This is a genomic window from Streptomyces sp. TE5632, assembly GCF_054061295.1.
On record NZ_JBSSEA010000003.1, the window covers coordinates 824,296 to 843,612 of the forward strand.

Here is a 19,317-nt window from a genome sequence, read left to right on the forward strand (position 1 = left end):
CCACGCCACGGCGCGGCCTGTTTCGGCCATGTCACCGGGCTCCGGGCGTGACGCTATCGCCGTTGAAAGCTTTACAGCAAGGGTCTTGAAAGTAACGGTAAGGATTTGCATGCGGACGCCGGTCGCACCACCCCCGTGAACGGCGGTGCGACCGGCGCGCGTTCAGCAGGAGGACTTGCCCGCGTACACCGCGAGGGCCGTGTTCGAGCCCAGGGTGGCGGTCAGTTGCCCCGAACCGTTCACGCTCACCTGCGTGTTGTTCTGGACGTTGCAGTACGTACCCGCCGGGAGGGACGTCTGGTAGGTGCGGGTCAGGGAGCCGGACTCGTGGTTGACGGCCACGAAGCCCTTGTTGCCCCGGCCGAAGGCGATCGCGTCGTTGCCGTTGTCCCACCAGTTGGTGACGGCCTGGCCGCGGGTGGCGTTACGGAAGGCGACCATGGACTTGATCTCCGGCCAGGCGTGCTGGCACTTCCAGCCGTTCTGCCAACAGGCGTTGACCTGACCGCCGTTCGGCGGGCCGGCGTCCGTGGAGGAGAACTCGTAGCCGGAGTTGATGTCCGGGGCGCCGTAGGGCCAGGCCAGCATGAAGACGTTGGCCAGGGTGTAGTTGGCGTTGTCCTTGTAGCTGAGCGTGGAGCCGTTGCGCTCGGTGTCGTGGTTGTCGACGAAGACACCGGCGACGGAGCTGTTCATGTAGCCCCAGCCCTCGCCGTAGTTCTTCAGGTAGGCGAGGTTCTCGTTGTTGAAGACCCGCTTGAGGTCGTACGCGTAGCGGAACTCCTGGACGTCTCCGCTCCCCGTGTACTCGCTGGGCTGGACGGCCTCGCCGGCGCCGTAGATGGCCTCCTGCTTCCAGTAGACGCCGGGGTGGGAGAGCCGGGACTTGATGTTGGCGAGGTCGGCGGCCGGCATGTGCTTGGCCGCGTCGATCCGGAAGCCGTCGACGCCGAGGGAGAGCAGGTCGTTGAGGTACCCGGCGATCTTCCCCCGTACGTACTCCTCACCGGTGTCGAGGTCCGCGAGACCGACCAGCTCGCAGTTCTGGACGTTCCAGCGGTCGCGGTAGTTGGTGATCTCCGAGGTGCAGGTGTCGAAGTCGTTCGAGGAGTACAGGCCCGGGTAGTTGTACTTGGTGTACGCCGAGCCGCCGGTGCCGGTGCCGTTGCCCGCGGACATGTGGTTGATGACCGTGTCGGCGACGACCTTCACACCGGCCGCGTGGCAGGTGTTCACCATGTTCCGGAACGCGGTGCGGTCGCCGAGCCGGCCGGCGATCTTGTAGCTCACCGGCTGGTACGACGTCCACCACTGCGAGCCCTGTATGTGCTCGGCGGGCGGGGAGACCTGGACGTATCCGTACCCGGCGGGGCCGAGGGTGTTCGTACACTCGCGGGCGACCGAGTTGAAGTTCCACTCGAACAGGACGGCGGTGACGTCCTTGCTCCCGGGCGGCGCGGCCTGCGCGACAGTCGGGGTCATGACAACCGAGGCGACCGCGAGCGCGGCGACCCCGGCGAGGGTTCTGCGTGCCATGTGGGGTGTCCTTCTTCATCGAAGGGTGTGGGGAGTGCGAAGTCCCTGAAGCTTCTTGCTGAAACCTTCAGAAACCTTGCGTGACGCAGATGTTAAAGCTTCACCCTCCGAAAGGGCAGCACCTCGAACGAAGTTGCGGCAAGAATTCCGGTCCGCCGGCTTGCGCGACGTCCTTGTCGGGGAGCCTCAGCGGCGGCCGGGACCGACCCCGGCCAGCCCTGTACCGAGAAGAACGTAGGCGGCGAGGGCGAGGATCGGCATGTGCCCGCCCGGGAAGTCGATGTCGTCGATGCAGTACCCGGAGAACCCCACCCAGACCAGCCCCCCGACGAGCACGAGCACGGCGTTGCCGGTCTCGCCCATCACCCGCATACCGGCCCACAGCAGGAAGGGCATCAGAGCCCAGGAAGCGGCCGTGGTGAGTAAGAACTCGAAGGCGCCGGAGAATATCGTGTCCCCGCTCGCGGCTGCACTGTCGCGGGCCCACGCATAGCCGGCGGACATGAGGGCGTGGCAGGCCGCGGTGGCGGCGACGACGGCGAGGGCGCCCTTGGCGTGTCGTATGTACTGCATGGTGGAATCCTTGCTCATCACAGGCCGAGGGCCCGCCGCCCCGTCAGGAAGCGGCGGGCCCTCGGCCCGCTCGTGAGCATCAGCCCGTGGTGAACCACACCGTCGTGTCGCCCGGCACGTTCCTTCCCTCGTCCGCCAGGTCCGCGTCGGCGCTGGTGAGCAGTACCCGACCGTACGCCGGAGTCGTCACCGGCTCCCCCGTGGTGTTCGCGACGCACACGAACTCGCCGCGGCGGAAGGCGAGTACGCCCTCCGGGGCCGGGAGCCACTCCACCGTGTCGCCCGCGCCCAGGTCGGCCTGTTCCCGGCGCACGGCGAGCGCGGCGCGGTACAGCTCCAGGGTGGAGCCGACCGTCCCGGTCTGCGCCTCGACGCTCAGCTCGCCCCAGCTCTCCGGCTGCGGCAGCCAGCTGCCGCCGGACCCGAAGCCGTACGAGGAACCGGCGCGGGTCCACGGGATCGGCACCCGGCACCCGTCGCGGAAGCCGTCCTGGCCGGCGCCCCGGAAGTACGCCGGGTCCTGGCGGACCTCGTCGGGGAGGTCCACGACGTCCGGCAGGCCCAGTTCCTCGCCCTGGTAGACGTAGGCCGAGCCGGGCAGCGCCAGCATCAGGAGGGTCGCCGCGCGGGCCCGGCGCAGGCCCAGTTCGCGGTCGCCGGGCAGCCGGAGCTGGGTGCCGAGACCGGGCGGGTTGCCGAAGCGGGTGGCGTGCCGGGTGACGTCGTGGTTGGACAGCACCCAGGTGGCGGGGGCGCCGACCGGGCGCATGGCGTCCAGGGTGCGGTCGATGACCTCGCGCAGCTCCTCCGCGTCCCAGTGGGTGCCCAGGTACTGGAAGTTGAAGGCCTGGTGCAGTTCATCGGGGCGGACGTAGTTGGCGGTGCGCTCGACGGTCGGCGTCCATGCCTCGGCGACGAAGATGCGCTCGCCCGAGTACTCGTCGAGGATGAGGCGCCACTGCCGGTAGATGTCGTGCACGCCGTCCTGGTCGAAGAACGGCATGACATCGTTGCCCAGCAGCTTCAGTTGCTCGTGCGATCCCAGGTCCGGCAGGCCCTCGGCCTTCACCATGCCGTGGGCGACGTCGATGCGGAAGCCGTCGACGCCCATGTCCAGCCAGAACCGGAGGATGGAGCGGAACTCGTCGCCGACGGCGGGGTGCTCCCAGTTGAAGTCGGGCTGCTCGGGGGCGAAGAGGTGCAGGTACCACTCCCCCGGGGTGCCGTCGGGCTCGGTGACCCGGGTCCAGGCCGGGCCGCCGAAGATCGACTCCCAGTCGTTGGGCGGCAGTTCGCCGTTCGCGCCCTTGCCGGGCCGGAAGTGGTAGCGGTCCCGGGCCGGCGAGCCGGGGCCCTCGGCGAGTGCCCGCTTGAACCACTCGTGCTGGTCGGAGGAGTGGTTGGGCACGATGTCGACGATGATCCGCAGGCCCAGTTCGTGGGCGTCCCGGATCAGGGCGTCCGCGTCGAGCAGGTTGCCGAACATGGGGTCGACCGCGCGGTAGTCGGCGACGTCGTAGCCGGCGTCGGCCTGCGGCGAGGCGTAGAAGGGGCTGAGCCACACGGCGTCCACCCCGAGGTCGCGCAGGTACGGCAGGCGGGAGCGGATGCCCTCCAGGTCGCCCATGCCGTCGCCGTTGCTGTCGGCGAAGCTGCGCGGGTACACCTGGTAGATCACCGCCTCGCGCCACCAATCACGCCGCCTGGTGGCGGTGGCGACGGCGGCGGATGCGGCCGGGGATGTGGAGTGCTGCTGGCTCATCGGAATCTCCTTGCGTGGAAACCCCGTCCTTCAGGGCGGGGAGGAAGCGCTTCCTCGGAGTGGAGCCGCGCAGCGGCGAAGCACGCTCTGCCGGCCACCCAACGTACTCCACTCACACGGAAGCTGATAAAATGTGAGGTATGTCGCAGCAGGTGAAGCGGGCGTTCAAGTACCGCTTCTATCCCACGAACGAACAGGCAGCGGAGCTGTCCCGCACGTTCGGCTGCGTCCGCCTCGTCTACAACAAGGCACTGGAAGAGCGCACCCGCGCTTGGTACGGGGAGCAGCGCCGCGTCTCCTACGTGCAGGCGTCCGCCGCGCTGACGGAGTGGAAGAAGACCGTAGAACTCTCCTTCCTGACCGAGGTGTCCTCCGTACCGCTCCAGCAGGCCCTGCGCCATCTCCAAACCGCGTTCGGGAATTTCTTTGCCAAGCGCGCTCAGTACCCGCGCTTCAAGAGCCGGAAGAAGTCGCGTGCATCGGCCGAGTACACCCGTTCCGGGTTCACTTGGCGCAACGGGAAGCTGACACTGGCGAAGATGACCGAGCCGCTGGACGTCCGCTGGTCGCGTCCGCTGCCCAAGTGTGCGGAGCCCACGACGGTAACAATTTCCCGTGATGTTGCGGGGCGCTGGTTCGTGTCCTTGCTGTGTGAGGACACCATCGCGTCGGCTCCGGCCTCGACGGACGCGGTCGGCATCGACGTGGGTCTTACGTCCTTGGTGACCCTGTCGACCGGGGAGAAGGTCGCGAACCCGAAACACGAGCGGCGCGACCGCGCGAGGCTGGCCAGAGCGCAGCGGGAGTTGTCCCGTAAGGTCAAGGGCTCGAACAACCGGGCCAAGGCCCGCCGTCGTGTCGCCCGCGTTCACGCCCGAATCGCCGACCGGCGCCGGGACTTCCTGCACAAGCTCACCACTCGACTCGTCCGCGAGAACCAAACGGTCGTGATCGAGGACCTCACCGTCCGCAACCTGCTGAAGAACGGCAAGCTCGCGCGCGCCATCTCCGATGCGGCCTGGACGGAACTCCGCTCCATGCTGGAGTACAAGTGCGCCTGGTACGGGCGCGAACTCGTCGTGATCGACCGCTGGTTCCCGTCCAGCAAGCTGTGCGGGACCTGCGGCGCGGTCCGCGAGAAGCTGCCGTTGAACGTCCGTGAGTGGACGTGCGACTGCGGCACGGTGCATGACCGCGACGTGAATGCGGCACGCAACATCCTGGCGGCCGGGCTGGCCGTGTCTGCCTGTGGAGACGGTGTAAGACCTCAACGGGAGTCCTCCCGGACGGGGCGGTCGTCGGTGAAACAGGAAGCCCCACCTGCGAAGGCGGGAATCCCTCGCCTCTAGGCGGAGGAGAAAGTCAAGTCGTCCTGTTCGTGTCACCGGAGTGGTGCAGTAAACGAGGAGAGAAGGCGGCCGCGGTGGCCGGCGGGGTCGGTTCGGGCCGCCGCGGCCGCCACCCGCGCGCTCGGGGCGCGCGGGGGTCCTCGTACGAGGGCGCAATGGTCAGCCCTTCGTGCCGCCCGCGGTGAGGCCGGTCACCAGGTTCTTCTGCACGAGGTAGAAGAACGCGGAGACGGGTATCGCGATCAGGACCGCCGTGGCGGCCATGAGGTTGCGCTGGGCGTCGTGCTCGCTGACGAAGCTCTGCAGGCCGACGGCGAGCGTGTACTTCGTGTCGTCCAGCATGAACGTCGTGGCGAAGGCGACCTCGCCGAACGCGGTGATGAAGCTGTAGAAGGCAGCGACCGCGAGGCCCGGCTTGGCCAGCGGCAGGATCAGCCGCGCGAACGTGCCGAACGGGGACAGCCCGTCGACCCGGCCCGCCTCGTCGATCTCGAACGGAATGGTGTCGAAATAGCCCTTCATCAGCCAGGCACAGTACGGCACCGCGGTCGAGCAGTAGACGAGGATGAGGCCGAGATAGGTGTCGATCAGCTGAAGGTCGGAAAGGATCTGGTACATCGGGACCATCAGGACGGCCACCGGGAACATCTGGGTGACCAGGAGGGCCCACATGAACTTCTTGTATCCCGGGAACCGCATCCGGGACACGGCGTACCCGGTGGTGGCGGCGACGAGGACGCCGATGACCGTGGTGCCGAGCGAGACGATCAGCGAGCTCTTCAGCCAGTGGAAGAAGTTCGTGTCCTGCAGCACGAACGCGTAGTTGTCCAGCGTCATCTTGCCCCAGATGCCGCCGGGGCGGAGGTAGTCGTCCTTGTCCGGGCCGAGGGACAGGAAGACCAGCCAGGCGACCGGGAACAGCGCGATGAGGCTCGCCGCGACCAGGATGCCGTGCGAGGTGAGACTGGCCAGCGGACCGCGTTCCCCCGCGCCCGCGCACCTTCACGGGCGGGGTCCTCTCGCCGGCCGGACGGTCCGTCGGAGCCGCGGTCTTGACGGTGGTGGTGCTCATGGGGGCTCCTGCCTCAGATCGCGAGCTGCTGCTCATTGCGGTTCAGCCAGCGGCGGTAGAAGGAGGTGAAGACGATCAGGACGGCCAGCAGCAGCATGCCGTAGGCGGCGGACTGCGCGAAGTCACGTGGCTGCTGCCCGAAGCCCAGCTGGTAGGCCCAGGTCACGAGGATCTGCGCGTCCGGGGCGGTGTTGCCGAACAGCAGGAAGATGATGGCGAACTGGTTGAAGGTCCAGATGACGCCGAGCAGCACGACGGTGGAGCTGACCGACCTGAGGCCCGGCAGGGTGACGTGCCGGAACCGCTGCCAGGCGTTGGCACCGTCCATCTCGGCCGCCTCGTAGAGGGCGCCGTCGATGGACTGGAGCCCGCCGAGCAGGGAGATCATCATGAACGGCACACCGCACCAGGTGTTGACCATGATCGCGGCGAACCGCTGCCAGAAGGTGTCCTCCAGCCACAGCGGTGTCGGCAGGCCCAGGGACTCCAGGCCCGAGTTGATGATGCCGCTGTCCGCGAGCATGAACCGCCAGCCGAAGACGGTGACGAAGGTCGGCACGGCCCACGGCAGGATCAGGATCAGCCGGTAGAAGGTGCGGCCCCGCAGCTTCTGGTTGAGCAGCAGGGCCAGGCCCAGGCCGATGGTGTAGTGCAGGACGACACAGGCCATCGTCCATACGATCGTCCAGATGAAGTGCGACCAGAAGCGGTCGTACGCCGTCTCGCCCCACAGGATGTCGGCGTAGTTGTCCAGGCCGACGAACTTGTAGGTGGCCTCGATCTCGTTGACGCCGATGGTGCGGGCCGAGTTGAGGCTGTTGGCGTCGGTGAGGGTGAGGTAGAAGCCGTAGGCCAGGGGGTACAGCACGATGGCGCCGAGCACGACGACCACGGGCACGATCATGGCGTAGGCGTACCAGTACTTCTGGTAGGCGTGCTTCAGGCGGCTGACCGGGCCGGGGCGGGGCGCGCGGTCACCGCGGCGTTTGCCGGTCGCGCGGTCGATGGCGACTGTCATGGTTCGGCACCTTCTGGATGATCAAGGGGTTCGGCACAGGCCGGTGGCCGCCGGACCCTCCCCTCCTGGAAGCGGGTCCGGCGGCCACTCGGGCGGTTACTTGCTGAAGTCCGGCACCAGCTTGGTGATGGCGATCTCCGCGTCGTTCAGCCCCTTGTCCAGGGACTTCTTGCCGCCCGCGATCTGGGGCAGTTCGTCGTCCATCGGAACCCACAGCGAGCTGTACTCGGGCAGGGCCGGGCGCGGCTGGGCGGCCTCGAGGACCGTCTGGTAGCCGGCGATGCCCGGGTCGGCCTTGACCTCGTCGGTGTAGGCGTCGTCACGGGTGGGCAGCGTGGAGTTCTTCAGGGCGATGGTCTCCTGCGCCTTGGCCGAGGTCATGAAGTTGACGAACTTCAGCGCGGCCTCCTGCTTCGCCTCGCTGGACCCGGCGTAGACGGACAGGTTGTGGCCGCCGGTCGGGGCGCCCGCCTTGCCGGTGGAGCCGGCCGGGACGGTGGCGATGCCCAGGTTCCCCTTGTCCTTGAAGGCGGAGCCCTTGTAGAAGTTGGTGATCTCCCACGGGCCCTGGATGATCGAGGCGACCTTGCCGTTGATGAACGCGTCCTGGATGTGGGCGTACGCGTCGGCGGTGACGTCGGCCTTGTGCAGGCCCTTGCCGTCGAAGAGGTCCAGCCAGGTGCCGTAGGCCTTCTTGGCCTCGGCCGACTTCACGGTGATCTTCTTGGCGTCGGCGTCGACCATGTCGGTGCCCTCGCCGTAGAGGAACGACTGGGCGTAGTAGCCCGCGGTGGAGCCCCAGTAGCCGTCGACGCCGGTCTTGTCCTTGATGGTGGCGGCGGCCTTCTTCAGGTCGTCCCAGGACTTGGGAGCCTCGACGCCGGCCTTCTCGAACAGTTCCTTGTTGTAGACGAAGGCTAGGGTGTCCGTGACGAACGGGACGCCGTAGACCTTGTCCTCGTACTTGGCCTGCTCGATCAGGTTGGGCTTGAACGCGGCCTGGTCCTTCAGCGCCTCGGTGCCGTCCAGCGGCAGGAAGAAGCCCTTCTTGGCGAAGGCGGGGGTCCAGCCGACCTCGGAGCGCAGCACGTCGGGGGCGCCCTTGGAACCGGCGGCGGTGTCGAACTTGTTCTGCGCCTGGTCGAAGGGGACGTTGACGAAGTTGACCTTGATGCCCTTGTTGGCCGCCTCGAACTCCTTGACCAGGGCCTTGTAGGTCGGTGCCTCGTTGGTCGCGTTGGAGGTGTCCCACCAGGTGATGGTGACCGGGCCGTCGGCCTTGTCGCCGCTGTCGCTGTCTCCGCCGCAGGCCGTCGCTGTGAGGGCGAGGGACGCCACCAGCGCGGTGGCCGCTATGCCACGCCGCATGAGTACTCCTTGAGGGTGTGAAGCCCGGGTGTGCAGGGTGCGGCCCCGTCTGCCGTCCTGCCGACTGCCGGCCGCGCCGATGGGGCCGCCGGGCGACGTGAACGTAACAGCGATGCAACCGATCCGAAAGACCTTGCTGAAAAATTTTGCAAGAAGGCTCGACAGTTATGGTGCCGTGACCTCCCCTTGACCCGGTCCGGGTGGCTCCCCGACCACCGTGCGACCCCGGGTTTCCGGTCGCAGGACCGGGGTTCGGACTGTTGTGCAAGACTCTGCAAGTACTTGCCATCCGTTTCCGTCGGGGGAATCATCCGTTGCGGTGCGGACGCCGATCACGACATGCCGACCGCGACTTGCCATGACATGTCAAGACATGAGGGACAGCGATGACCCAGCAGCCCGCAGCGGGCCGTTCGACCGGGCGCACCAGGCGTCCGTCCGGTGTGCAACGAGTGGGCCGGCCGATACAGTCCCGTGCTGTGACCACACGTCTTGCCGACATCGCCGCTCAGGCCGGGGTGAGCGAGGCGACCGTCAGCCGCGTGCTCAACGGCAAGCCGGGCGTCGCCGCCACCACCCGCCAGTCCGTGCTCGCCGCCCTCGACGTCCTGGGCTACGAGCGCCCGGTGCGGCTGCGGCAGCGCAGTGAGGGCCTGGTGGGCCTGATCACCCCGGAGCTGGAGAACCCGATATTCCCGGCCCTGGCCCAGGTCATCGGGCAGGCGCTGACCCGTCAGGGCTACACGCCGGTGCTCGCCACCCAGACCCCGGGCGGGTCGACGGAGGACGAGCTGACGGAGATGCTCGTGGACCGGGGGGTGGCCGGCATCATCTACGTCTCCGGACTGCACGCGGACACCACCGCCGACATGCAGCGCTACGAGCGGCTGCGCGCCCAGGGTGTGCCGTTCGTGCTGGTCGACGGCTTCTCCCCGAAGGTGCAGGCGCCGTTCATCTCCCCCGACGACCGGGCGGCGATGGCGCTCGCGGTCACGCATCTGGCCTCCCTCGGTCACACCCGCATCGGGCTGGCGCTCGGGCCGAAGCGGTTCGTGCCCGTGCAGCGCAAGATCGAGGGCTTCGTCCGCGCCATGCAGGACCAGGTGGGCCTGGACGCCCGGACCGTGGAGACGGAGCTGGTCCAGCACTCCCTGTACACCCTGGAGGGCGGCCAGGCCGCCGCCAGCGCGCTCATGGACCGCGGGTGCACGGCGGTGGTGTGCGCCAGCGACATGATGGCGCTGGGTGCGATACGGGCGGCGCGGCAGCGCGGTCTGGACGTGCCGAAGGACATCTCGGTGGTCGGCTTCGACGACTCCCCGCTGATCGCCTTCACCGACCCGCCGCTGACCACGGTCCGCAAGCCGGTCCCGGCGATGGGCCAGGCCGCGGTGCGCACCCTGCTGGAGGAGATCGGCGGGACGCCCGCCCCGCACAGTGAGTTCGTGTTCATGCCGGAGCTGGTGGTGCGCGGTTCGACCGCTTCGGCCCCTGGGGACCGAAATCGCCCTTAGGCCGGAGGGCACGTCATCGCGCGCACCGCCCCGGGAGGAGACCGTGGGCCGCTGCCCGGGGGAGAACATGCGGGTCGGCCCCGACCGGGGGATGATCTGCGGAAGGGGCTTTTCTGGCAGACTCTGTGCCCATGGGTGAAACGACGGTGACCACGCTGAACGGCCGGGAGGACCGGGCCGCAGCGCACCCCGTCGAAAACGGGGCGGGGCGGAGGTTCCTGCGCCGCCTGCGCACTCCCCGCCGGCCGCGGTTGTGGTTCGAGATCCTGCTGATCGCGGTGAGTTACTGGACGTACTCACTCGTCCGCAACGCCGTGCCGGAGCAGAAGTCCAAGGCGCTGCGCAACGCGGACCGGCTCTGGGACCTGGAGCAGCAGCTCGGTCTCGCCTTCGAGCAGTCGGTCAACCACGCGGTGAACTCGGTGACCTGGCTCGTGGTCGGCATGAACTACTACTACGCCACACTGCACTTCGTGGTCACGCTGGGTGTCCTGGTGTGGCTCTACCGTGGCCATCCCGGCCGTTACGCGGCGACCCGGACGGTGCTGTTCTCGACCACGGCCGTCGCCCTGGTCGGCTACTACCTGTTCCCGCTCGCCCCGCCGCGCCTGATGAACGGCGGCGGTTTCGTCGACACCGTCGTGGTCCACGAGACGTGGGGGTCGATGGCCTCCGGCGACCTGAAGAACATGTCCAACCAGTACGCCGCGATGCCGTCGATGCACATCGGCTGGTCGGTGTGGTGCGGGCTGACCATCTTCGCGCTGGCGACCGTCCCGTGGGCACGGGTCCTGGGGCTGCTGTATCCGGCGGGCACGCTGGTGGTCATCGTCGCCACCGCCAACCACTTCTGGCTGGACGCGGTGGGCGGCCTGCTCTGTCTCGCCTTCGGCTACGCGCTGGCGACGGTCTGGTACGGCGGCCGCCCGTACGCCCTGCCGAGACTCGTGCCGGACCACGACGGCGGAAGCCTCACCGGCACGGGCGGCGGGAGCGGGGGTTCCGAAGACACCGGCGGCGGCGAGAGCCCCGACAGCCCCGACAGCAGGGTCCCGGACAGCGGGAAGACGGGCGTGGTGGCCCCCCGTACGCCGGACTCCGCCCTTGCCCCGGGCGGCTCCCGCGCCCCGGACAGGCCCTAGGACCCGCCGTAGAACAGTTCCTCCATCACGCCTCGCGCCCTGCGGGTCGTGCGCCGGTACGTGTCGAGCATGTCGCCGGCGCGGCCCGGACCGTAGCCCAGGTAGCGGCCGACGGCGGCCAGTTCGCGGGGGTCGGTGGGGAAGGTGTCGCCGGCCCGCCCGCGGACCAGCATGACCGCGTTGCGCACGCCGGTGGCCAGCACCCACGCCTCGTCGAGGGTGGCCGCGTCCTCCTCGGAGATGAGCTCCGCCGCGTGGGCGGCGGCCAGCGCCTCCCGGGTCCTGGTCGTGCGCAGAGCGGGCTCCCGCGCGCCGTGCCGCAGCTGCATCAGCTGCACGGTCCACTCCACGTCGGACAGGCCGCCCGGGCCGAGCTTGGCGTGCAGTTTGGGGTCGGTGCCGCGCGGCAGCCGTTCGGACTCCATCCGGGCCTTCAGACGGCGGATCTCGCGCACCGCCTCCTCGTCGAGCCCGGCGGCCGGGTAACGCAGCGGTTCGATCAGCTCGATGAAGCGGCGGCCGAGGTCCTCGTCGCCGGCGACGTGCTCGGCGCGCAGCAGCGCGTGCCGCTCCCACACCAGGGACCAGCGGCGGTAGTACGCCTCGTACGACTTCAGGGTGCGCACCAGCGGCCCGGACCGGCCCTCCGGACGCAGGTCGGCGTCGATGAGCAGGGGCGGGTCGGCGCTGGGGAGCTGGAGCAGTCGGCGCATCTCGGCGACGACCTTGCCGGCCGCGTCGGCCGCCTCCCGCTCGTCCACGCCGTCACGCGGTTCGTGGACGAACAGGACGTCCGCGTCGGAGCCGTAGCCCAGCTCGTGGCCGCCGAAGCGGCCCATGCCGATGATCGCGAAGCGGGTGGGGAGGATGTCCCCCCAGCCCTCCCGGACGACCGCGCGCAGGGTACCGGCGAGGGTGGCGGCGGTCAGGTCGGACACGGCGCCGCCGACCAGGTCCACCAGGGCGCCCTGGTCGGCCTCGGCGGGCTGGGACTCGGTGCCGTAGGAGCCGACGATGTCGGTGGCGGCCGTACGGAACAGCTCGCGGCGGCGCACCCCGCGGGCGGCCGTGACCGCCTGGTCCGCGCCGTCGGCGCGGCGGACCGCGGCGAGGATCTCCTGCTCCAGGTGGGCGCGGGAGCGGGGCCTGAGGCCCCCGGCCTCCCCGTCGCCGAGCAGGGCCACCGCCTCGGGGGCGCGCATCAGCAGGTCGGGGGCGAGCCGTCCGGCGGACAGCACCCGGGCCAGGTTCTCGGCGGCGGCGCCCTCGTCCCGCAGCAGCCGCAGGTACCAGGGGGTCTTGCCGAGCGCGTCCGAGACCTTGCGGAAGTTGAGCAGGCCGGCGTCCGGGTCGGCGGAGTCGGCGAACCAGCCGAGCAGCACGGGCAGCAGGGTCCGCTGGATGGCCGCCTTGCGGGTCACGCCGGACGCCAGCGCCTCCAGGTGCCGCAGGGCGGCGCCGGGGTCGGCGTACCCGAGGGCGACCAGCCGCTCCCGGGCCGCCTCCGCGCTGAGCCGGGCCTCGCCGGGGGCGAGCTGGGCGACCGCGTCGAGCAGCGGCCGGTAGAACAGCTTCTCGTGCAGCCGCCGTACGACGGTGGCGTGCCGCTTCCACTCGCGGGTCAGGCTCGTCACCGGGTCGTTGCGCATGCCCAGGGATCGGCCGATGCGGCGCAGTTCGGCCTCGTCCTCCGGGACCAGGTGGGTGCGGCGCAGCCGGTACAGCTGGATGCGGTGTTCGAGCGAGCGCAGGAAGCGGTAGGCGGCGTCGAGCTGGGCGGTGTCGGCGCGACCGACGTAGCCGCCGGCGGCGAGGGCCTTCAGCGCGTCGAGGGTGGTGCCGCTGCGCAGGGAGGGGTCGGTGCGGCCGTGCACCAGCTGGAGCAGCTGCACGGCGAACTCGACGTCGCGCAGCCCGCCGGGGCCTAGTTTGAGCTGGCGGTCGACCTGGGCGGTGGGGATGTTCTCGACGACCCGGCGGCGCATCTTCTGGACGTCGGCGACGAAGTTGTCCCGCTCGGCGGCCTGCCACACCAGCGGCTGGAGGGCGGCGACGTACTCCTCGCCGAGGGCGAGGTCGCCGGCCACCGGGCGGGCCTTGAGCAGCGCCTGGAACTCCCAGGTCTTGGCCCAGCGCTGGTAGTAGGCGCGGTGCGAGGCGAGGGTGCGGACGAGGGGGCCGTTGCGTCCCTCGGGCCGCAGGTTGGCGTCGACGGGCCAGATGGTGCCCTCGACGGTGTTCTCGGAGCAGATCCGCATCATGTGCGAGGCCAGCCGGGTCGCGGCACGCAGGGCCTTGTCCTCGTCGGCGCCCCCCACCGCCTCACCGACGAAGATGACGTCGACGTCCGACACGTAGTTCAGCTCGTGCCCGCCGCACTTGCCCAGTGCGACCACCGCGAGCCTGCACAGGGCGGTGTCCTCGGGGGCGTCGGCCTCGGCGAGCGCGAGGGCGGCCCGCAGGGTGGCGGTGGCCAGGTCGGCGAGTTCGGCGGCGGTCTCGGACACCTCGGTGGTGCCGCAGACGTCCCGGGCGGCGATGGACAGCAGGCAGCGCCGGTAGGCGACGCGCAGCGACACGGGGTCGGTGACGCCGGCGAGGCCGTCCTCGAACTCGGTCAGGCCGGGGTGCAGGTCCCGCGCCTCGTACGTGACGAGTGCCCGCCAGTCGCCGGCGTGCCGGGCGAGGTGGTCGGCCAGGGCCTCGGAGGCGCCGAGCACACCGAGCAGCCGGTCGCGCAGCGGCTTGGCGGCGATCAGCGTGTCGAGCACTTCCTGCCGGTCGGTGGCGGTGGTCTGCGCCTCCAGCAGCCGGACCAGCCCGTGCAGTGCGAGATCGGGGTCGGCTGTCGCGCCGAGCGCCTCCAGCAGCACCGGGTCGTCGCGCACGGGCATCAGCTCGGGTCCGTCCAGCAGCCGCTCGGCGGCGGACGGGTCGGTGAAACCGTGCCGCAGCAGCCGTGTGAAGGTACTGCTCCTGCGCCCCGGCGCCGACGTCATCCCCGGCCTCCCTCGGTCCTCGGATCACGGTGGTCGTACTGGCGACGAGCCTATCGGCACCTTCGGGGCCCGGCCCCGGGACGGCGTGCGACGGGTTCCGGGGCGCGCGGGGCCCGACCTTTCGAGGCGAAAGCGAATCCTGCCGCCCCGAACCCGACTGCCGAGGTACCCATGACCGACCGGACGTCCGAGACGGGCACGCTCTCCGCGTCGCCAAAGGCCCATGTGGCCCTCGTTGTACGGCGGCTTCCGGCACTTCGAGGTCCGGGACGGGTATTTCCGCCACGGCCCGGGACACGCCGTCGTGTTCTCGGTGGCGCCGCGCACCGTTTTCGGCTTCGGTGAGGGGGAGCCGTTCAGCCGGACGAGGTGGCGGTACGCGTGATGCCGAGGCCGACGCCCGCCGGACGGCCGGACCGCCCGTCCGGCCCAGCCGGGCCGAACGGTCCAGGCGGTCAGGACAGCCGGCCGGACCGACACAGGAGCTGTGCCCATGGACATGACCTTCGAAGTGCTCCCGCTGCCCGTCAGCGACATCGACCGGGCCCGGGACTTCTACCGGGACAAGGTCGGCTTCCACGTCGACATCGACCAGGAGGTCATGCCGGGCATGCGCATCGTCCAGCTGACCCCTCCCGGCTCCGGCTGCTCGATCGCGCTGGGCGACAGCATCTGGGAGATGGCGGGCGACACCCGGCCGACCCCCGGCTCCTACCAGGGCCTCCAGCTCTGCGTCGCCGACATCGAGGCGGCCCGCGCCGAACTGACCGCCCGCGGCCTGGAGATCTCCGAGCCGGTCGAGTACGCCCCGGACGACGGCGCCACGTTCATGTACTTCAAGGACCCGGACGGCAACGGCTGGGCCGTCCAGGAGTACCGCCGCCGGGCGACGGAGCCGCTGCACCGGCTCCTGTCGAGCATGGCGGGACAGGCGGCACGGGCGGACCGGGCGGACGGTCGGTAGGAGGGCCTCACGTCACGGCCGGCCGTCTCGCTTGCCGTGCTCCTCCGCCGGGTGCTCCCGCGGTCCGCCGCACGTCCGCCGGTCAGAGGACTTCGACCGTGGGGCCGGTCTCCAGCCGGTGCCGGCAGTCCAGTACGAAGTCCGCGCTGCGGGCGAGGAGTTCGTAGTCGAAGGCATCGTGGTCGGTCAGCAGCACCACCGCGTCCGCCGCCGTCAGCTCCTCCTCGGAGAAGGCGCAGCGGGTCAGGTCGCTGTTCACGGTGACCGCCTCGACCACGTACGGGTCGGCCGCACGCACGTCGGCGCCCAGACCCAGCAGCAGCTCCGCCACCCGCAGCGCGGGCGACTCGCGTGCGTCGCTGGTGTTCGGCTTGTAGGCGAGACCGAGCAGCAGGACGCGGGAGCCGGCCAGCGGCCTGCGGCGGGCGTTGAGGGCGAGCAGCAGCCGCTGGACGACGTGGTCGGGCATGTGTCCGTTGATGTGGTTGGCCAGCTCCACGAACTGGAAGCTGCGGCCGAGCGTCCGCCGTACCCGCCAGGAAAGGTACTCCGGGTCGACCGGCAGACAGTGCCCGCCGACTCCGGGGCCGGGGGTGAAGTGCATGAACCCGAACGGCTTGGTCGCGGCGGCGTCCAGCGCCTCCCAGACGTCGACGCCGAGTTCGTGCGCGTACATCGCCATCTCGTTGACCAGCGCGATGTTGACGTGCCTGAAGGTGTTCTCGATCAGCTTGGACAGCTCGGCGACCTCGGTGGTGCGCACCGGCACGGTGGTGCTGGTGACCGTGTCGTAGAAGGCCTGTACGGCGGTGAGCGACGCCGCGTCGATGCCGGACACCACCTTGGGCGTGTTCTCCAGGTGCCAGGTGGGGTTGCCCGGGTCGATGCGCTCGGGGCTGTAGCCGAGGTGGAAGTCGTCGCCCGCGACCAGGCCCGAGCCCTCCTCCAGTAGCGGGACGAGCAGTTCGACGGTGGTGCCGGGATACGTGGTGGACTCCAGGACCACGGTCGCGCCGGGGCGCAGCCGCCCGGCCAGGGTGTGGGCAGCCGACTCGATGTACGAGAGGTCGGGTGCACCGTCCCGCAGCGGGGTGGGCACGGTCACCACGGCGACGTCGAAGCCGTCGAGGTCGGCCGGCTCGGTGGTCGGCAGGTAGGAGCCCTGGTCGAGGACGACGGCGAGCTGCCGGTCGGGGACGTCCTCGACGTAGGACTCACCTCTGATGAGCCGTTTGACGCGGTCGGTGTCCACGTCGTAGCCGACCACCTGATGGCCGGCCAGTGCGGCCCGGACCGCGAGCGGCAGGCCCACGTATCCCTGCCCGACAACGACGACCTTGCTTTTCACGATTGCTCCCGTATCGAAAGAAGTCTCGCTCTGCAACTCGGCCGGAGGGGGGCTCCGAGCCGGTCGGGCTGGGGGCGGGGTCGGGGGAGCCGCACCCGTGGTCAGTCGAAGAAGGCGCAGACCACGTCGGAAACTCGTTCCACCTGACTGCTCGTCAGATTCAGGTTCAGTGGCAGCGCGAGATGCCGGGCGCTCGCCAGCTCCGCACCGGGACGCCGCCCGTGCGCCCCCTCACCGGCGTACGCGGCGAAGGCGGCGAGGCGCGGCAGCGGCACCGGGTAGTAGACGCGGCTGCCGATGCCGTGGGCGGCCAGGTGGGCGGCGAGCGAGTCCCGGCAGATGGTCTGCACGGCGTAGACGTAGTGGCACTGGCCGTCGGCGCCGTTGGCCGGGGCGATCAGGCCGTTCCCGCTCAGCGCCGCGAAGCGCGCGTTGTAGTGCTCGGTGATGGCGGCGCGCCGGGTGACCATGCCGTCGGCACGCTCCAGCCGGGCTAGCTGGAAGCCGGCCAGCACCTCGTCGAAGCGGCTGTTGAAGCCGATCTCGTGGTGCACGAACCGCTGCACGCCGTCCTGCCCGTGGTTGCGCAACCGTCTGACCGCGGTGGCGAGTTCGGCGTCGTCCGAGAGGACGACGGCACCTTCGCCCGGCATCCCGAACGGCTTGACCGGGAAGAAGGAGTAGAGCCCGACGTCTCCCCAGGTACCGGCCGCCCGACCGCCCAGCGTCGCGCCCTGGGCCACCGCCGCGTCCTCGACGACCGCGATGCCGCGATGCCGCGCGAAGGCCAGGATCGCGGGCATGTCGGCCATCGTCGTGAAGGTGTGGGCCGGGACGACCGCCCGGGTGCGGTCCGTGACCCGGCTCTCCGCGTCGACCGGGTCCATGACCATCGTCAGCGGGTCGACGTCGGCGAAGACCGGCACCGCGCCGATGCCGAGCACCGTCGCGGCCAGCGGCTCCGCCCCGAAGGCCGGCACGATCACCTCGTCGCCGGGAACCACCCCGACGGCCCGCAGGGCGAGGGTCAGAGCCCCGGTCCCGCTGGCGCAGGCGACGGCGTCGCGCACACCCGCGCGGTCCGCCAGTCGCCGCTCCAGCTCGGCGGTGCGGCGGCCGAGGATGAACTTCTGCTCGGGGTCGGTGCCGACCGCGTACAGCGCCTCGCGCAGCAGTTCACGCTCGCTGTCGGGGAGCAGGGTGTACGCGTAGGGGATGTCCTCGCAGGCGGCGGCGCGGGACGGGGCCTGCGGGGTCCACGTCTCGATCGTCATGACGTACTCCCGGTGAAGAAGGATCGGACGGCGTCGCACACCCGGCCGATCTGCGTGAGGGTCAGATCGGGGTAGAGCGGCAGGGCCACGGTTCGGTGGCTGGCCGCCTCGGCGTGCGGGAAGTCGCCTTCCTGGTGGCCGAGATGGGCGAAGCACGGCTGGAGGTGCAGCGGCAGCGGGTAGTAGGTCTCGGTGCCGATGCCCGCGGCGGCGAGGTGGGAGACGAGGGCGTCGCGCCGGTCGGTCTCGATCAGGTAGACGTAGAAGACGGGGTCCACCGGCTCGCCCCTTTCCACGACCGTCGGCAGCCTGCGGACGCCGGGGATGCCGCGCAGCCTGCGGGTGTACGCGTCGGCCAGTACGGCGCGGCGGCGGATGTCGTCGTCCAGAGTGGTCAGCTTGGTGAGCAGGGCCGCGGCCTGGAGTTCGTCCATCTTGCTGTTGGTGCCCGCCAGTTCGCCCTGCCGTGCCCGCTCGGCGCGCGCCGCCGGGGCGTCGGCCGGCTTCTTGCCGGCACCGGCCGCCGGGGGCGGCAGAGCCGGCCGGCCGTGGTCGCGCAGCCGCTGGACGGCACCGGCGAGGGCGTCGTCGTCGGTCAGCACCATTCCGGCGTCGCCGAGCGCTCCCAGGGTCTTGGTGGGGAAGAACGACAGCACGCCGCCGGCGCCGATGAGCCCGGTGTGCCGTCCGTTCAGCCGCATCCCGACGCCCTCCGCGCTGTCCTCCAGGACAAGCAGGCCGTGGCGTTCGGCCACTGCCTGCACCGAGGCCATGTCGGCGGGCTGGCAGAACAGATGCACCGGCATGACGGCCTTGGTGCGCGGGGTGATCGCCGCTTCGATCGCGCCGGGGTCGAGGTTGTAGGTGAGCGGGTCGACGTCGACGAAGACCGGCACCGCCCCGGCCAGCGCCACCGAGCTGGCGGACGCGAAGAAGCTGAAAGCCGGAACGATCACCTCGTCGCCGGGGCCGATCCCCGCCGCGCGCAGCAGCAGGACCAGCGCGTCGGTGCCGTTGCCGACCGCGACGGCGTGCCGGGCGCCGGTGTAGGCGCGCAGCGCGGCTTCCAGCTCGGCGGTCTTCGGCCCGTTGGAGTACGTCCCCGACTCGCACACCTCGTCGAGATACGCGCTCAGGCGTGGCCACAGCCGCTCGAAGGACTCCGCCTGGGTGAAGAACGGGACTGCGTCCACAGCGATGGCTGGGACGTTCCCCGCGGCCGGCGTCGCCTTGCTGTCCATTTCACTCCACTCGTGTCAGCGGTTCTCAGCGGTGCGGTTCGTGAACGTTCCTGACGTCCGATCGAACGTAGACCGCACGCCGACACGCCTTCGATAGCAATCACCCGGCAACTCATTGGCACTCGCGGGGGGACAGTGCAGGCAAGCGCGTGCAGGA

At 70.2% G+C, this 19,317-nt stretch carries 13 protein-coding genes and 2 pseudogenes; 5 read left to right on the forward strand and 10 right to left on the reverse strand.

Annotated features, from left to right (window positions below; translation table 11 throughout):
- Positions 1-162: 162 nt before the first annotated feature.
- The 3 genes from ACVW19_RS08920 to ACVW19_RS08930 all read right to left on the reverse strand — a co-directional run bounded on the left by ACVW19_RS08920 (position 163) and on the right by ACVW19_RS08930 (position 3,871).
- On the reverse strand, positions 163-1,536 hold the full coding sequence (locus ACVW19_RS08920) for an alpha-amylase (protein ID WP_457458171.1): 1,374 nt from the start codon (positions 1,534-1,536) through the stop codon (positions 163-165).
- A 186-nt stretch (positions 1,537-1,722) separates the two neighbouring features.
- Positions 1,723-2,109 (reverse strand): hypothetical protein, encoded by a 387-nt coding sequence (locus ACVW19_RS08925; RefSeq protein WP_457458172.1) that lies wholly within the window; start codon positions 2,107-2,109, stop codon positions 1,723-1,725.
- 79 nt (positions 2,110-2,188) lie between these two features.
- On the reverse strand, positions 2,189-3,871 hold the full coding sequence (locus ACVW19_RS08930) for a glycoside hydrolase family 13 protein (RefSeq protein WP_457458174.1): 1,683 nt from the start codon (positions 3,869-3,871) through the stop codon (positions 2,189-2,191).
- Between the two features lie 140 nt (positions 3,872-4,011).
- Here ACVW19_RS08930 and ACVW19_RS08935 point away from each other — a divergent pair, with 140 nt between their 5' ends.
- Positions 4,012-5,220: an RNA-guided endonuclease InsQ/TnpB family protein gene (locus tag ACVW19_RS08935; RefSeq protein WP_457458176.1), complete on the forward strand. Its 1,209-nt coding sequence runs from the start codon at positions 4,012-4,014 to the stop codon at positions 5,218-5,220.
- A 159-nt stretch (positions 5,221-5,379) separates the two neighbouring features.
- Here the strand turns inward: ACVW19_RS08935 and ACVW19_RS08940 are convergent.
- The 3 genes and pseudogenes from ACVW19_RS08940 to ACVW19_RS08950 form a co-directional block, all read right to left on the reverse strand.
- Positions 5,380-6,292: pseudogene (locus ACVW19_RS08940) on the reverse strand (sugar ABC transporter permease).
- 13 nt (positions 6,293-6,305) lie between these two features.
- On the reverse strand, positions 6,306-7,310 hold the full coding sequence (locus tag ACVW19_RS08945) for a carbohydrate ABC transporter permease (RefSeq protein ID WP_457458178.1): 1,005 nt from the start codon (positions 7,308-7,310) through the stop codon (positions 6,306-6,308).
- Positions 7,311-7,406: 96 nt separating this feature from the next.
- Positions 7,407-8,678 carry an extracellular solute-binding protein gene (locus ACVW19_RS08950; RefSeq protein ID WP_457458180.1) on the reverse strand — a complete coding sequence of 424 codons (1,272 nt, stop codon included), beginning with the start codon at positions 8,676-8,678 and terminating at the stop codon, positions 7,407-7,409.
- 479 nt (positions 8,679-9,157) lie between these two features.
- On the opposite strand from ACVW19_RS08950, the gene ACVW19_RS08955 reads away from it, so the two are divergent.
- Both ACVW19_RS08955 and ACVW19_RS08960 read left to right on the forward strand, forming a co-directional pair.
- The gene (locus ACVW19_RS08955) at positions 9,158-10,192 is read left to right on the forward strand and encodes a LacI family DNA-binding transcriptional regulator (protein ID WP_457458181.1); all 1,035 of its coding nucleotides are present in this window, start codon (positions 9,158-9,160) and stop codon (positions 10,190-10,192) included.
- Positions 10,193-10,323: 131 nt separating this feature from the next.
- Positions 10,324-11,334, forward strand: a complete 1,011-nt coding sequence (locus tag ACVW19_RS08960) for a phosphatase PAP2 family protein (RefSeq protein ID WP_457458182.1) — start codon at positions 10,324-10,326, stop codon at positions 11,332-11,334.
- Here the strand turns inward: ACVW19_RS08960 and ACVW19_RS08965 are convergent.
- A complete protein-coding gene (locus ACVW19_RS08965) occupies positions 11,331-14,333 on the reverse strand; it encodes a bifunctional [glutamine synthetase] adenylyltransferase/[glutamine synthetase]-adenylyl-L-tyrosine phosphorylase (RefSeq protein ID WP_457458184.1) in 3,003 nt (1,000 codons plus the stop codon). The genes ACVW19_RS08960 and ACVW19_RS08965 overlap by 4 nt on opposite strands.
- Before the next feature lie 226 nt (positions 14,334-14,559).
- On the opposite strand from ACVW19_RS08965, the pseudogene ACVW19_RS08970 reads away from it, so the two are divergent.
- A pseudogene (locus tag ACVW19_RS08970) lies at positions 14,560-14,718 on the forward strand (pyridoxamine 5'-phosphate oxidase family protein); the annotation flags it as partial.
- Positions 14,719-14,826: 108 nt separating this feature from the next.
- Entirely contained in the window at positions 14,827-15,297 is a 471-nt protein-coding gene (locus ACVW19_RS08975; protein WP_457458185.1) for a VOC family protein, read from the forward strand.
- Positions 15,298-15,379: 82 nt separating this feature from the next.
- On the opposite strand, the gene ACVW19_RS08980 is transcribed toward ACVW19_RS08975, so the two are convergent.
- From ACVW19_RS08980 to ACVW19_RS08990, 3 genes are all read right to left on the reverse strand, one after another.
- A complete protein-coding gene (locus ACVW19_RS08980; RefSeq protein WP_457458187.1) occupies positions 15,380-16,645 on the reverse strand; it encodes a nucleotide sugar dehydrogenase in 1,266 nt (421 codons plus the stop codon).
- 101 nt (positions 16,646-16,746) lie between these two features.
- Positions 16,747-17,919 (reverse strand): DegT/DnrJ/EryC1/StrS family aminotransferase, encoded by a 1,173-nt coding sequence (locus ACVW19_RS08985; protein ID WP_457458189.1) that lies wholly within the window; start codon positions 17,917-17,919, stop codon positions 16,747-16,749.
- A complete protein-coding gene (locus ACVW19_RS08990) occupies positions 17,916-19,160 on the reverse strand; it encodes a DegT/DnrJ/EryC1/StrS family aminotransferase (protein WP_457458191.1) in 1,245 nt (414 codons plus the stop codon). The genes ACVW19_RS08985 and ACVW19_RS08990 overlap by 4 nt, the downstream gene beginning before the upstream one ends.
- Positions 19,161-19,317: the final 157 nt, after the last annotated feature.